Here is a 13,140-nt window from a genome sequence, read left to right as displayed (position 1 = left end):
CTTTAAACAAGTGCAACTACCTTTTTCCGCCGAGGAATGGCGCAATCCGCTGCGCGATGAATTGGACAAGCGCCTTCCCCGCATCGCCGGGCCCTGTGGCTTGGTGATTTTCGGCGTGACCGGTGACCTAGCACGCAAGAAGCTGCTGCCTGCTGTGTACGACCTTGCCAACCGTGGCCTGCTGCCGCCGGGTTTTAGTCTGATCGGTTACGGTCGTCGTGACTGGTCCAAGGAAGAGTTCGAAGAGCAGGTTCTGCAATCAGTCAAGGAGCGGGCGCGCACCCCGTGGCGCCAGAATGTCTGGGAGCGGCTGGCCGAAGGCATCTTCTTTGTCACTGGTGACTTCACCACGGACGCTGCTTTTGACGCCCTCGCGGAGAAAACCCGTGAGATCGATAACGAACGCGGCACTGCTGGCAACTGGGCTTATTATCTTTCGGTACCCCCGGACCACTTCCCCAGCGTATGCCACCAGCTAGAACGGTCGGGCTTGGCGAAGCCAGATCCGGAACTGGGCGAGCTGCACAATGGCTGGCGACGCGTGGTTATTGAGAAGCCATTCGGCCATGATGAGCAGTCCGCCCACGAGCTCAATGAGATCGTAAACAGCGTGTTCCCGGAATCCAGCGTGTTCCGTATCGACCACTACCTGGGCAAGGAGACAGTGCAGAACATCCTGGCGCTGCGCTTCGCCAACCAGCTTTTCGACCCGATGTTCAATGCGCATTACGTGGATCATGTGCAGATCACCATGGCTGAGGACATCGGTCTGGGAGGCCGTGCGGGTTACTACGACGGCATTGGTGCGGCCCGCGACGTGATCCAAAACCACCTGCTGCAGTTGTTGGCGCTGATTGCTATGGAAGAGCCGGTGACGTTCAACCCGTCCGAGTTGCAGGCAGAGAAGGTTAAGGTTCTCCGCGCCACGAGCCCAGTGGGTCCATTTGCGCAGACCACGGCCCGTGGACAATACACCTCCGGCTGGCAGGGTTCGATTCCGGTGAAGGGGCTGCGCCAGGAGGACGGCTTCGACCCGGAATCCACTACCGAAACGTATGCCGCCGCTACTTTCGAAATCGCTTCGCGCCGTTGGGCGGGTGTTCCCTTCTACCTGCGCACCGGCAAACGCCTGGGGCGCCGCGTGACGGAGATCGCCATTGTTTTCAAGGAAGCCCCTCACCTGCCATTTGGCCCCGGACAAACCACTGCCCAGGGTAACAACATGCTGGTCATCCGCGTGCAGCCCGAAGAGGGCGTGCTGGTGCGTTTCGGCTCCAAGGTCCCGGGATCGGCTATGGAGGTGCGCGATGTCAACATGGACTTCAGCTACTCCGAGGCCTTTACCGAAGAGTCGCCCGAAGCCTATGAACGTTTGATTTTGGATGCCCTATTGGACGAAGCCAGCCTCTTTCCCACCAACGAGGAAGTTGAGCTGTCCTGGAGAATCCTCGATCCGATCCTGGATTACTGGGCGCTGCATGGGCGCCCGGAGGACTACCCCGCCGGCACGTGGGGGCCAAAGGGCGCCGAAGAGATTCTGTCCCGGTCGGGACGGCAGTGGCGTCGTCCGTAGAAGCACCCTAGAAACCGCCAGACCCCTACTCGCACCGTCCCCACCCGCGTGAGGAGCGCGCACTTCAACGCCCATGATTATCGACTTACCGAACACCAAGACCAAAGACATTGAACACCGCATCCGTGCGCTGCGTGAGGAGCGCGGCGACGTTACAAGCGGCCGCGTCCTTACCCTGATCGTGGTAGCTAACGAGGAGGATGATCTCGATCGAATCATTAGCTCCACACATGACGCGTCCCGCGAGCACCCTGCACGTGTCATCGTGTTGGTGATGCACCGCAGCGAAGAGCCATTGCTGGATGCCCAGCTGCGCATCGGCGGAGATGCGGGTGCGTCAGAGATCATCATTATGCACCTGCACGGAGAGCTGTCGGCCAACCGCGCCTCGGTCGTGACTCCGTTGTTGCTGCCCGATACTCCGATTGTGGCCTGGTGGCCTGCGACCGGTCCGCGTAACCCGGCGGCCGATCCCATCGGCGCGCTGGCTACCCGCCGTATCACGGACTCTCTCACGGACGAGGACGAGGATGCCCTCTACCGCCGTCGCATGACGTATACCCGCGGCGATTCCGACATGGTGTGGAGCCGTATCACCCTATGGCGCGGACTATTGGCCTCTGCACTGGATCAGCCTCCGCACCATGCCATTGTTTCCGCAGAGGTCTGGGGGCCGAAGCACGATCCTTCCGTAGACATTGCCGCCGGATGGCTCGCCGAGCGTTTGGACGTTCCGGTGACCAGGCACGTCACGGTCGAAGGTCGGTTCAGTGAGGATGCGGACGGCGATCGACTGATTTCGATCGAAAAGGCGGTGCTGCATCGCCAGGTGGGTGCCATTGAGGTGGAGGTTATTGACGCCAACACGGTCTCGCTGACCGTCGGTGACCAGAATTCCATGGTCACCCTCGGCAGGCGTGCCCTTGCCGATTGCCTGGCCGAAGAGCTGCGCCACCTCGACCCGGATTATGCCTTTGGCCATGCGTTGCGTGGCCTGGTGCGGGTAAACAGGCCCGACCGAGGTCCACGGAATTCCCAGTTCCGCGGTGTTAAGACAACGGATGCACAGGAGGACAAGCTAGATCGCTGGACCTCCCGCGACGCCCGCGATACCTACAACAACTTCGACGGTCAGGAGTCTCTACGATGAAGCCCACACACGATCACAGCCACGACGCAGTTGTCAGTGAGAAGACCGGTATCGAGTTGCGACCCCGTGACAACAAGCAGGATCTCGCTACTGCCGCGGCCCGTGAGTTCATCAACACCGTAGCTGAACTGCAGCGTACCGGGGAAACAGTCACCGGTGATGGCATTGTCCGGGTGGTATTGACCGGCGGTGGCGCGGGCATTGCTACTCTTTCAGAGATTGCTGCACTGGATCACGCGGCAAAGCAGACGGCGGAGGACTTTCCTGTCACCCGGATCGACTGGTCACAGGTGTATGTCTTCTTCGGCGACGAGCGTTTCTTGCCCGCCGGCGACCCGGAGCGCAATGATAAACAAGCTTTTGACGCGTTGCTTCGACACGTGGACATTCCCTCTCTAAATGTGTTCCGCTTCCCCGCCCTGGCGGCAGGCGAGCAGGCGGATGGGCCAGCGCTGGATGCGGCGGCTGAGTTTTATGGGAAGACAGTAGATCAGGTCGCGCCGGAGGGCTTTGACATTCACCTGTTGGGCATGGGGCCAGAAGGGCATATCAACTCGCTATTCCCTCACACTGACGCGCTACTACATGCCGAAGGTTCTGTAGTGTCTGTCCGCGAATGCCCGAAGCCTCCGGCGGAGCGTATTAGCCTGACTATGCGGGCGGTGAACCGTTCCCGAGCAGTGTGGTTGCTGGTCTGTGGTGCGGAAAAGAAAGAGGCTGCGAGCCAGGTGTTTGACGGCGGTAATGGCGCCGAGTGGCCCGCAGCCTTGGCCTCGGGTACCGAGGCAACGCTGCTGTGGGTAGACAAGGAAGCTAACCCACTGCTTTAGATTGTTGCTTCTAGGGGGTTTAGGGGGCTGTGGGTTATCCCAGGCCGTAGTGCAGAACTAGGTTCAGTGCAATCAAAGAGATCAGCCAGATAACGGCGGTACCCACAGTCAGACGATCCAGGTTCTTCTCCGCCACGGTGGAACCGGACAGGTTGGACTGCATGCCGCCACCGAACAGGCTGGACAGGCCTCCACCCTTACCTTTGTGCAGCAAAACGGACAGGCCCATCAGCAAGCTGGTGACAACCAGGATGATCTGTAGCGTTAGGATCAATGCCCTACCCTCAACTCTTCTTCGTAATCGACTTACTAAACCTTTTGTTTAACACCACGAATTTACCCGCTGTGGCCCTGAAGTGACAACCCGCCACGCGGCAGAAGCCTAGCCGGAGTTGCGTAGCGCAGTGGCGAGGCCATTCATGGTCAGCTGAATCCCAGAACGTACGCTATCGGAATCATCACCGGCTCGGTAGCGACGCAGCAGCTCCACCTGCAACAGGTTCAAAGGCACCAGGTATGGGAAGCGGTTGCGCACCGAGCTCACCAGCTCCGGGTTATCTGCCAGCAGGGTGTCCCGTTCAGTGATCTGCAGGAACATCTCCACTGTCAGCTTGTACTCCTCCACGATCACACGGAAGATTCGCTCCGCTGCGTCCTTGTTCGCCACGAGCTCGGAGTAAAGCCGTGCAATCGACAGGTCGGCCTTTGACATCACCTGCGCCATATTGGATAACACCGAGGCGAAGAAAGGCCAACGCTTGTGCAGATCCCGCAGGTAGTTGAGGCGCGAGGTGGCGTCACCAGAGACAGAGGTACCGCCGTCGATCCAGCGCTTTAAGGCACTGCCGACGCCGAACCAACCAGGCAACATTACGCGGGACTGCGACCAGCTGAGTACCCAGGGGATGGCGCGCAGATCCGATACGGCGGTGGTTTGTTTGCGCGACGATGGGCGGGAACCGATGTTCAAACTGCCGATCTCTGTCAATGGCGTGGAGGTGGTGAAGTATTCGATAAAGCCCGGGTCTTCGTGCATAAGCGCGGAGTATGCCTTGCGCGATTCTTCGGCGACCTGGCGCATGGTGGCGAAGGCCTCCTCCGGATTGCCGAGATCGTCGACGGGCAGCAGGCTGGCCTCCAGTGTGGCGGCGACGAGAGCCTCCAGGTTTCGGGCGGCGTTCGCGGGATCGCCGTATTTAGCGGAGATAATCTCGCCCTGTTCAGTGATGCGTACGGCACCTTGCACAGCACCCTGCGGCTGCGCCAGGATCGCGTCGTAGGATGGACCGCCACCGCGACCGACGGTTCCACCGCGTCCGTGGAAGAGACGCAGGAATAGTCCTGCTTCGCGGGAGGCGGCCACAAGCTCCAGTTCGGCGTCGTACAGCGCCCAATTGGCAGCGAAGTAACCACCGTCCTTGTTGGAATCAGAGTAACCCAGCATGATCTCCTGGGTATCTCCGCGTTCCGCGACGTAGTTGCGGTAGAGCGGGAGCTTCCACAGCTCGCGCATGATGTCCGCACCCCCAGCGAGGTCGTCGATGGTCTCAAACAGCGGGATGATATCCACCGAACCCCGGGGGTGATCACCGTTTGCCTGGATAAGTCCCACTTCTTTCAGAAGGATCATCGGCTCGATAACGTCGGAAACAGACGATGCCATAGAGATGATGCAGTGCGGAACCACATCAGTTCCGAACTTCTTTGCTGCTTGTGCCGCTGCGCGGAAAATACCTAGCTCACGTTCAGTTTCCTCGGACCATTCGGCGCCCGGATCCGCTAGTGGACGTGGGCTGGCCAGCTCGCGCAGAAGCAATTTGATCTTGTTGTCTTCATCCAGCTCCGCGTAGTTCTCAGCGACACCGGCGCGGGCAAAGACCTCGGTCAGGACGTTCTCGAAGCTTTCCGAGTTCTGTCGCAGATCCAGTGCGTAGAGGTTAAAGCCGAAAGTTTCAACGGCCTCGCGCAGGTCAGCCAAGGTGTGGTCGGCCAGAAGATCGTCCATCGAGTGGCGTAGCGCAGCATCCACCGTATCGATGTCGGCCAGAAGCTCCTCTGGCCCCGCGTAGGGCTCGTGTCCCTTGTGAATGCCGCCGGAGACCACCGGCTCCCCGAGGGTTTGCTTGGCCGTCGCTGCCACGCGTCCGCGCATGCCGTGTAAGGCACGGCGGAAAGGCTCATCCACGCGGGAAGGAACGTCATTGTGGCCACGATCGGCTAGTTGCTCAAGCGCCTCGGTGGTGTCGATAAACCGCGACGACAGACTGAGCTCGTGCTCGAGCGCGTAAATGGTTTTCTGGTAGTGGTCGAAGACAGTGCGGGCGGCCGCGGTCGTGGCGATACTGACCGTTTCTGCAGTGACATAGGGGTTACCGTCGTGGTCGCCACCGATCCACGAACCGGGGCGCACGATGGCAGTATGGGGCACGGTATCTCCGTACTGCTCTTTCATATGCTCATTGACGCGACGGTTGATCGCCGGAATCTCGTTCAGCAGGCTGATGCCGTAGTAGCGCAATCCCACCTTGATCTCGTCCTCGATACGCGGACGCACGCTACGGATCAAGGAGGTCTGCCACAGTAGCGTCATGCGGCGGCGAATTACCAGCTCAATCTGCGTCAGTTGGCGAGCCGCGCGGACGGAGTCGGGGTTAAGTTTGAGTTCTTTGAGCACGCGTGCGCGCCGACGCATCATCTTCATGATGTCGGTTTGCACATCGAACACGGTCCGGCGGCGGGTCTCTGTTGGGTGCGCCGTGAGGACAGGCGCTACAAGGGCATTCGCCATAGTTTCGGCGACCTTCTCCCCCGGCACCTCCCGGTTGTGAAGTTCTTGCCACGTATACGCCAGGGTGGAGCGCGGGGCGGTATTGCCCCGATCCTCCTCAAGGTCACGAACCCGTTCGACATAGAGATCTTCCGCCAGATTCGCCATCAAAGCAAAGTGCGAAAATGCACGAATCACTGGCAGCGCCTTCTCCGTCGGCAGTGAGTTGAACTGCTCGGCCAGCTGATCAATCTGCATCTCTCCGTAGCGCAGGTCAAAAGCTGCACGCCGGGAGTTTTCGATGAGGTTGAAAGTGTACTCGCCCTCCTGCTCACGGATTACCTCTCCCAGGATCCGTCCCAGGTAACGGGTATCGTCTCGCACCGTGGGGCTGATCTCTGGGTGGGCGATTTCATCAGGAGCGACGGGAATGGCGGTGCCGCGGATCGTGTCGTTGCTCATTGTGTTAGGCTGTCGCCTTTGCTGCGGCCGCTGCCAGGCGTGCAAAGTCTTCGCCGTTTAGCGACGCCCCGCCGACGAGTCCGCCATCCACGTCTGGCTGGCTGACTAGCTCTCCGACGGAATCGGTTTTCACCGAACCACCGTAGAGAATGCGAATACCACCAGCGACCTCCTCGCCAGCTAGCTCGGCGACGAGCTCACGGATCGCGTGGCAGACTTCCTGTGCATCCTCGGCAGAGGCAACCTTGCCAGTGCCAATTGCCCAGACGGGTTCATATGCGATGACGGTCTTGGAAAGGTCCTCAGCGGACAGTCCCGCCAGGGAGGCCTTGGTTTGGTTCTTAACGAACTCGACATGCTCGCCCTTTTCACGGACATCCAGCTGTTCGCCCACGCAGACAATCGGCTGCAGTTCATTATCCAGTGCTGCGCGAGCCTTGGCTGCTACGGTTTCGTCGGTCTCTCCGTGGTACTGGCGACGCTCGGAGTGGCCAATGATGGCCCACGTGCAGCCCAGCTTCTTCAACATTGCGCCGGATACCTCACCGGTGTAAGCACCCGAAGTGTGCTGGGATACGTCTTGGCCACCGTAAGTAATCTCCAGCTTGTCTCCATCCACCAGAGTCTGAACGGAACGGATATCCGTGAACGGCGGGATAAAGGCCACATCCACGGACTCGTAGTACTCCTTCGGCAGTGCGAAGACGAACTTCTGCACGACCTGAATAGCCTCATAGTGGTTCAGGTTCATCTTCCAGTTGCCGGCGATAAGTGGCTTGCGTGCGGTCATTGTGTCAATGCCTCTCTACTGTGCTTACTGCTTAGTACTTCTGGAACGTACGGGGTGCGTTTAGCTTTCCAGGACGGAAACGCCGGGAAGTTCCTTGCCCTCCAGGAACTCCAGGGAGGCACCGCCGCCAGTGGAGATGTGGGAGAAACCTTCCTCTCCCAGGCCCAGGGTGCGAACAGCCGCGGCCGAGTCGCCACCGCCGACGACCGAGAATGCACCGCCGCCGGTGGCGTCGATAATTGCCTCGGCAACACCCCGCGTACCCGCCGCAAAGGCTGGGAACTCGAATACGCCCATCGGGCCGTTCCAGAACACGGTCTTGGACTTCGCCAGGATTTCGGAGAACAGCTGAACGGAGTCCGGGCCGATGTCCAGACCCATCCAACCTTCCGGGATGGAGTTCAGGTCGACGGTGCGGTGGTCGGCGTCTTTGTCGAAACGCTCGGCGACCTCTACATCGGTGGGCAGAACAATGACGTCACCGAAGCGTTCCAGCAGATCCTTGCAGGTGTCGATCATGTCGTCCTGCAGCAAAGAGCCGCCAACCGAGTAGCCCTGTGCCGCGAGGAAGGTGAAGCACATGCCACCGCCGATCAGGAGGTTATCCACGCGCGGTGCAAGTGCCTCGATGACGCCCAACTTGTCAGACACCTTGGAACCACCCAGTACAACGGCGTAGGGCTTTTCCGGGGTCTCCGACACGCGGCGGAGCACGTTCAGCTCGGCCTCGACAAGACCACCTGCGTAGTGCGGCAGCTTCTTGGCCACATCGTAGACGGAGGCCTGCTTGCGGTGAACCACGCCGAAGCCATCGGAGACAAAGGCACCATTGTCACCGGTGAGGGCAGCCAACTCGGCCGCGAATTCAGCGCGTTCTGCCTCGTCCTTAGAGGTCTCGCGGGCATCGAAGCGAACGTTCTCCAGCAGCAGGATGTCACCGTCGTCAAGGCCGTTGGCGCGCTCGTGAGCATCTTCGCCGGTGACGTCAGTGGCTAGCGGTACCCACTGGTCTAGGCGCTCAGCGAGAGCTTCCGCGACGGGAGCCAGGGAGAACTCCTCTTTGAACTCACCCTTGGGGCGACCCAAGTGGGCGGAGACAACGACGCGAGCTCCGGCTTCCAACAGAGCCTTCAACGTAGGTACGGAAGCATCGATACGACCCGGGTCGGTGATATTGCCGTCAGACAGCGGGACATTCAGGTCCGCACGAACCAGAACATGGCGTCCCTGGACGCCCTCGTTGATCAGGTCTTTAACGGTCTTGATGGCCATGGGAAGCTCCTTAAAAAGTTTCTATTTGGGTGGTTAATGAAGGTAGAGAGTGGGGGCTACATGAGAAAACGGGCCGGCTCGACCCCGCGACGCGCGACACGTGCGGCGATCGGAGCCGAACCCGTAATCCTTATAGCTTTGCGGACAAGGCCTAATTAGAGGCGCTCGCCGACGTAGGTTGCCAGGTCGACCAGACGGCAGGAGTAGCCCCACTCGTTGTCGTACCAGGAGACAACCTTGACCTGGTTGTCGATGACCTTGGTCAGGCCAGAGTCGAAAATAGAGGAGTGAGAATCACCCACGATGTCGGTGGAGACTAGCGGAGCGTCATCGGAGTACTTTGCAATCCCCTTCAGCTCATTCTCGGCTGCCTTCTTGAGTGCAGCGTTGACAGCCTCGACGGTGACCGGCTTCTCAGCTTCGAAAGTCAGGTCGGTCAGGGAGCCGGTGATAACCGGAACGCGCACTGCGTAGCCATCCAGCTTGCCCTTCAGCTGCGGCAGAACCAGGGAAACGGCCTTTGCAGCACCAGTGGAGGTCGGAACCAGGTTAACGGCTGCGGCGCGGGCGCGGCGCAGGTCCTTGTGCGGAGCGTCGTGCAGGCGCTGGTCGCCGGTGTAAGCGTGAACGGTGGTCATCAGGCCCTTGACGATGCCGAACTCCTCGTCGAGAGTCTTGGCCAGCGGAGCCAGGCAGTTGGTGGTGCAGGAGGCGTTGGAGATGATGTGGTGGTTCTCCGGGTCGTAGTCGGTGTGGTTTACACCAACGACGAAGGTAGCGTCCTCGTTCTTCGCCGGAGCGGAGATAATGACCTTCTTAGCGCCCGCGTCGATGTGTGCCTTGGCAGCCTCAGCATCGGTGAAGAAACCGGTGGACTCGATAACGATGTCCGCACCCAGCTCGCCCCAGTTCAGGTTCTTCGGGTCGCGCTCAGCAGAAACGGCGATGCGCTTGCCGTCGACGGTGATGGACTCGTCGTCGTACTCGATCTCAGCATCCAGGCGACCCATAACGGAGTCGTTCTTCAGCAGGACAGACAGCGTCTTGTTATCAGTCAGGTCGTTGATGCCCACAACCTCCAGGTCAGCGCCCTGGGAACGGATTGCGCGGAAGAAGTTACGGCCGATTCGGCCGAAACCGTTGATGCCAACACGGATAGTCATAAGTTGAACTCCTAAAAACTGCGTCTATTTTTCTTCGAGCTAGACGCCAAGGCCTACGGCTCAAAACTCCAAGCCCTCGACCCTCACGCCGACACCTCCGAGAGTACCTGCGCCTCCTAGGGTTCGCAGCGATTCTTATCCCATATGCGATGGGGGTATCCGTGCTGACTTCTACGGGGTTAGAAATCAATCAACGTCGTTGAACAACTCCGAGGTGACAGCGGAATGTGTGTCCGGTAATCCCAGTTCCTCGGCGCGTTTATCAGCCATTGAAAGCAGGCGTCGAATGCGACCTGCCACGGCATCCTTGGTCATCGGTGGCTCTGCAAGGCGACCGAGCTCCTCCAGTGAGGCTTCCTTATGTTCCACCCGCAACTGTCCGGCTTCGGCCAGGTGCTGGGGCACATCGTTTTCCAGGATCTCCAAGGCACGCTCCACGCGGGCGGCAGCGGCCACTGCGGCGCGGGCACTGCGGCGCAGATTCGCATCATCGAAGTTCGCCAGGCGGTTCGCTTTTGCCCGATTTTCGCGGTTCCGGCGCTGCTTCTCCCATATTTCGCGGGTCTCTTGAGCACCCATCAGCATGAGGAGCCGTCCGATGGAATCGCCGTCGCGAATCACGACGCGGTTGACTCCCCTGGCTTCCTTCGTCTTTGCAGTCACGTCAATACGGCGTGCGGCGCCGACCAGTGCCAGAGCGGCCTCATTCGACGGCGTCTGCACCTCCAGCGCGGACGAACGTCCCGGGTCCGTAATGTAGCCATGCGCCAGGAAAGCACCTCGCCAGGCGGCTACACATTGATCCTTGGTGCCGCCAATAATGAATCGCGGCAAGCCTCGTACTGGACGCCCTACGCGGTCGATCAACTCGGTGCGACGTGCCAGCTCCATGCCACCTTCAGTCCACCGCAGCACATGCCGAGGGCTGCGACGAAGATTGCCTGCACCGATAATCTGGTGCTCCGGTTCGATCTTGTAGAGCTGCTCCACCATGTCTGTGAGGCGACGAGCCGTATCTGCGGAGTCCACCTCGGACTCCACGACGATCTTCTTGCCCACCAGGTGCAAGGCAGCCGTGTACCGCAGCAGGCTGGCAACCTCCGCGGTCATCACATCATGGCGAGTCACCAGAACTCGATTTAGTTCTGCCTTCACATCGGCCGTCAGTGCCACGGACTGTCCTTCCTTCCCAACTTGCACACAGGGCACCCAATTATAGCCGAGCTAGCTATTCTCGCTCGGGCAGGTCGTGCACGCCGCCTGAAACCTCATGCAGAACCGCAGCGAGTTTGGTCGGATTGTGACGGTCGGTCCATCGCCCGCGGTTGTCGTCCTCCCGCACGTCGCGGTAGATCACTTTCGCGCCCAGTGCTGCCGCTGCCCTTTCGATATGACGCCGAGCGCTGGCCACGGGCATCGTCGACAGATCGACGATGACAACGTCAATCTTCAAGCTGGGGCAATGCTGTCGCACCATATGGATATGGTGTTCCAAGGACATCCCGGCGGTCTCCCCAGGTTCCGGAACCAAGTTCAAGACCAGCGCCTTTACCGCCTTAGTTTGGTTGAGAGCATCCACGATTCCGGGGACGAGAAGGTGCGGGATCACACTGGAAAACCAGGATCCCGGGCCCATGGAGACCAAATCGGCATTAAGAATCGCCTCGACGGCCTCCGGAGACGCTGGCGGATCCACGGGGTAGAGCTTCACTCGGCGCACCTCCCCCAGCGTGGATGCAACGGCAACCTGCCCGCGCACGGCGACAACCTCCCGTGGGTCTTCTTCCAGCCCGAGCACTTCGGCCTCCAGATCCAGCGGCTCGTTGCTCATCGGGATGACTCGCCCTTCGATGCCGAGGAGTCGACCAATCTCGTCCAGCGCCTTTAGCTCACTTCCCATAACCTGCGCCAGACCAGTGATAAGGAAATTGCCGAGTGCGTGGCCTTTGAGCGCGCCAGAACCGCCGAAGCGGTGTTGAATCACGTCTTCCCACATGCGTCCGCGCTCGTTATCGCGAGTGAGCGCCGCCAGCGCCATGCGCAGATCCCCTGGCGGTAGAGAACCCAACTCACGACGAATGCGTCCTGACGATCCTCCGTCGTCGGCCACCGTCACAATGGCGGCAACATAATCCGCGATGGTGCGCGCCGAACGCAGAGTATTGAAAAGGCCATGTCCGCCGCCCAGGCAAGCCATCCGCGCGATTGGTTTCGGGGAAGAGTTTTCGTTATGCGTCATGTTGCTTTTCACCCCTAACGTTCCAAGTCTCGGTGGGAAAGGTTTACGAGTACACCGTCTTTTGCCAGCCGGCGGGTTAGTTCCTCAGCGATCGCCACGCTGCGGTGGTGGCCACCAGTGCAGCCGATGGCTACGGATACGAAGAACTTGCCCTCTTTGCGGTATCCCGGCAGTACGGAGTGGATGAGTCCCACGGTGTGGTCGAGGAAATCTTCGGCCCCGGATTGAGACAGGACAAAGTCGGAGACGGGGGCGTCAATACCTCTAAAAGGGCGCAGCTGCGGATCCCAGTACGGGTTCGGCAGGAAACGAGCGTCCAGCAGTATGTCAATATCCTTGGGCGGTCCGTGCTTAAAGCCGAAACTCTGCAGATTAATGCGGACACTCGAGTGATCCGCAGCTGCGAAGAACTTCTCCAATTCACGGCGCAGATCGTGGATGCTCCGGTCGGTGGTATCCAAAACGATGTCAGCGCGTTCGCGGATGCTGGCGAGCATTTCGCGTTCACGGTCAATACCGTCCTGCAACGTGCCCTTTTGTTGCAGCGGGTGGGTGCGGCGCACAGCGTCAAAGCGCGCAATCAGTGCCTCATCCGTGGCATCCAAATACAGCACTGTAGGGCGACGGCCTCCGGTATGGAGATCGTGCAGGACACTGGTGAGGCTGCCGGCGAAATCGCGGGAGCGGACGTCGGTGACGATGGCCAACTTCTCGATGGGCGAATCCGGGGAGAAACTAAGCTCAACCATTCGCACGATGAGCTCGGGCGGAAGGTTGTCCGCGACGTACCACCCGAGCTCCTCCAGGGCTGCGGCGGTAGCTCGACGCCCTGCCCCAGACATGCCCGTGATCAATATCAAACTGGGCTCTTGCTGCGTTGATGCGCTCATACTT

Annotated in this window: 11 protein-coding genes; 3 read left to right on the top strand and 8 right to left on the bottom strand. The window is 60.0% G+C overall.

Going from position 1 to position 13,140, the window contains the following annotated elements:
- Positions 1–10: 10 nt before the first annotated feature.
- From zwf to pgl, 3 genes are all read left to right on the top strand, one after another.
- Entirely contained in the window at positions 11–1,573 is a 1,563-nt protein-coding gene (gene zwf / locus ACUY2T_RS04015) for a glucose-6-phosphate dehydrogenase (protein WP_293791477.1), read from the top strand.
- A 73-nt stretch (positions 1,574–1,646) separates the two neighbouring features.
- Positions 1,647–2,723, top strand: coding sequence for a glucose-6-phosphate dehydrogenase assembly protein OpcA (locus ACUY2T_RS04010; protein ID WP_293791478.1), 1,077 nt, complete (start codon positions 1,647–1,649; stop codon positions 2,721–2,723).
- Positions 2,720–3,553: a 6-phosphogluconolactonase gene (gene pgl / locus ACUY2T_RS04005; protein WP_448307654.1), complete on the top strand. Its 834-nt coding sequence runs from the start codon at positions 2,720–2,722 to the stop codon at positions 3,551–3,553. The genes ACUY2T_RS04010 and pgl overlap by 4 nt, the downstream gene beginning before the upstream one ends.
- A 34-nt stretch (positions 3,554–3,587) precedes the next feature.
- On the opposite strand, the gene secG is transcribed toward pgl, so the two are convergent.
- The 8 genes from secG to rapZ form a co-directional block, all read right to left on the bottom strand.
- Complete coding sequence (gene secG, locus ACUY2T_RS04000; protein ID WP_293791480.1) at positions 3,588–3,827, bottom strand: preprotein translocase subunit SecG; 240 nt, start codon at positions 3,825–3,827, stop codon at positions 3,588–3,590.
- 108 nt (positions 3,828–3,935) lie between these two features.
- Positions 3,936–6,716, bottom strand: a complete 2,781-nt coding sequence (ppc, locus tag ACUY2T_RS03995; protein ID WP_448307734.1) for a phosphoenolpyruvate carboxylase — start codon at positions 6,714–6,716, stop codon at positions 3,936–3,938.
- 70 nt (positions 6,717–6,786) lie between these two features.
- On the bottom strand, positions 6,787–7,572 hold the full coding sequence (gene tpiA / locus ACUY2T_RS03990; protein WP_293791481.1) for a triose-phosphate isomerase: 786 nt from the start codon (positions 7,570–7,572) through the stop codon (positions 6,787–6,789).
- A 60-nt stretch (positions 7,573–7,632) separates the two neighbouring features.
- Positions 7,633–8,844, bottom strand: coding sequence for a phosphoglycerate kinase (locus ACUY2T_RS03985; RefSeq protein ID WP_448307653.1), 1,212 nt, complete (start codon positions 8,842–8,844; stop codon positions 7,633–7,635).
- A gap of 155 nt (positions 8,845–8,999) precedes the next feature.
- A complete protein-coding gene (gene gap / locus ACUY2T_RS03980) occupies positions 9,000–10,007 on the bottom strand; it encodes a type I glyceraldehyde-3-phosphate dehydrogenase (RefSeq protein WP_293791483.1) in 1,008 nt (335 codons plus the stop codon).
- Between the two features lie 186 nt (positions 10,008–10,193).
- Positions 10,194–11,180, bottom strand: coding sequence for a DNA-binding protein WhiA (gene whiA / locus ACUY2T_RS03975; RefSeq protein ID WP_293791484.1), 987 nt, complete (start codon positions 11,178–11,180; stop codon positions 10,194–10,196).
- A gap of 55 nt (positions 11,181–11,235) precedes the next feature.
- Entirely contained in the window at positions 11,236–12,246 is a 1,011-nt protein-coding gene (locus tag ACUY2T_RS03970; protein WP_448307652.1) for a gluconeogenesis factor YvcK family protein, read from the bottom strand.
- A 14-nt stretch (positions 12,247–12,260) separates the two neighbouring features.
- Positions 12,261–13,136 (bottom strand): RNase adapter RapZ, encoded by an 876-nt coding sequence (gene rapZ / locus ACUY2T_RS03965; protein ID WP_448307651.1) that lies wholly within the window; start codon positions 13,134–13,136, stop codon positions 12,261–12,263.
- Positions 13,137–13,140: the final 4 nt, after the last annotated feature.

The organism is Corynebacterium sp. 22-2729, from assembly GCF_053479475.1.
Note: the sequence above shows the minus strand (reverse complement) of the source record. Positions and strands in the feature narration are given on the sequence as shown.